This is a genomic window from Actinomadura sp. 7K534 (genome assembly GCF_004348575.1).
GTDB lineage: Bacteria > Actinomycetota > Actinomycetes > Streptosporangiales > Streptosporangiaceae > Spirillospora > Spirillospora livida.
The window spans coordinates 1-1,815 of sequence record NZ_SMKB01000456.1; the positions used below are offsets into that span (position 1 = coordinate 1).

2 protein-coding genes are annotated in these 1,815 nt (G+C 75.2%); one reads left to right on the plus strand and one right to left on the minus strand.

What is annotated here, in order from left to right:
* Positions 1-178: 178 nt before the first annotated feature.
* A complete protein-coding gene (locus E1266_RS37045) occupies positions 179-352 on the minus strand; it encodes a hypothetical protein (protein WP_165966374.1) in 174 nt (57 codons plus the stop codon).
* Positions 353-557: 205 nt separating this feature from the next.
* On the opposite strand from E1266_RS37045, the gene E1266_RS37050 reads away from it, so the two are divergent.
* The coding region (locus E1266_RS37050; RefSeq protein ID WP_165966375.1) for a RelA/SpoT domain-containing protein at positions 558-1,815 on the plus strand (1,258 nt) is incomplete at its 3' end.

Sequence of the window (1,815 nt, forward strand, 5' to 3'; positions counted from 1 at the left end):
CGCCCGCCCCGCAGACCACGGAGACCCCGCACCCCGGGGAGACCACGGAGATCCCGCAGACCGGGGAGCCCTCGCAGAACGGCGAGAGCGCGGAGGCTCCGCAGACCGCGGAGACCCCGCGATCACCGGCCGCGTCCACGGGCGCCCCGGTCCCGCCGCGCCCGGACGCCCGTTCCCACTACGGGTGGTATGAGACGTCCCAGCCGGGGACCGCGCAGACACCCGGCACCCAGACCACCGGCACCCCGACGCAGACCACGGGCACCCCGACGCAGACCACGGGCACCCCGACGCAGACCACGCCCGCCCCGGCCGCGGGCACGCCCGCGCCGGACACCGCCGCGGCGGGCACGCCCGGTACTCCCGCGCCGGCCGCACCGGGCACCCCCGCACCGGGCACGGGCACGCCTGCACCGGCGACGCCCGCTGCGCCTGCGCAAGGCAATCCTGCTGCGGATGCGGCTGCACCGGCCAGGAGCACGGCCGCTCCGGAAACACCCGCGCCCGGCGCGCCGGCGATGCTCGCGGGCACGGCCGGAAGTGAGCCCGGGGCGCCGATGCAGTCCGCGGCGCCCCGGCCGGCCGAGGGAGACGGCGCGCCGCAGCGGACGGCCGATGCCGAGCTCATGCGGCGGATCCTCGACAACGAGCAGATCCGGCGGGTGGTGGACGATGCCCGCGGGACCATCGTCGACGACAAGGGGAACCGGCTCGGCGATCTGCTGGACGACGACCTGCGGAACCGGCTGCCGAACCATCCCCGGCTCGCCCGGATCGTGGAGGGCGGCGGTCCGCCGCCGCTGACACCGGCGGAGGACTCGCTCCGGCGATCCCTGCTGGCGCGGCCGAGGACGCTGCACAGCCTGCTCACCCATCCGGACGCCGTGCGCATCCTGGAGGACTCGGTCCGGGAGGTGAACGAGCGGGGCGCCGGCACGATCCTGCGCGAAGGCCAGGTGGAGCCCACGCCGACGCCGCTCGAGGACTGGCAGGTCGCCATCAGCGACCGGGTCATCGGGGAGATCGGGCCCGGGAAGTCCCCGAAGCAGCCGGGGTTCGATGAGGCGGCGCTGGAGGCCGAGCGGGAACGCGCCGGCGGCGGGCCGCTCCCGAAGGACAACGAGTTCGTCAACCGGTACCTGGACGAGCTGTACCAGCGGGCCGCGGAAGGCACGGGGCCCCTCCGGAACGTCCTGAACGAGCTGGCGAACGATCCCGCCGACGCCAAGATGCGCCCCGGGCCGAAGGACCGGGTCCGCGCCCTCGACAAGATCATCAACGAGAGCGACGGGGACGCGTCCGCGCTCAACGACCTGCTGGGCGGGAAGGTCCAGTTCGACAGCGTCGGAGACCTGTACCGGGCGCTGGACCGGGTCCAGGACGTCGCGCGGCGGCACGGCGTCGAGGTCGTGTCGATCAAGGACCGGTTGCGCAAGCCGCAGCCGAGCGGCTACCGCGACATCCGGATGACGGTGCGGATGCCGAACGGCCACATCGGAGAGCTGCGCCTCCACCTGCGGTCGTTCGACGACGTCGCGGACTACGAGCACTCGCTGTACGAGGTGTCGCGGGACCTGCCGAACGTCGCGGAGGAGCGGGCGGCGCGCGGTGAGCGCGACGCGCCGCTGACGCCGGAGGAGCGGGCCGTCCGCGAGGCGATCAACCGGCGCCTCAACGAGCGGTTCGACGCGGCGCTGAACGAGTCGCTGCCGCCGCACCTGCGCACCGACCGCGGCGACGAGCAGGCCCCCGGCGCGGATCCCGCCCGGGAAACCGAGCCCGCCCCGGCCGCGGAGCCCGTCCCCGACACGGAAC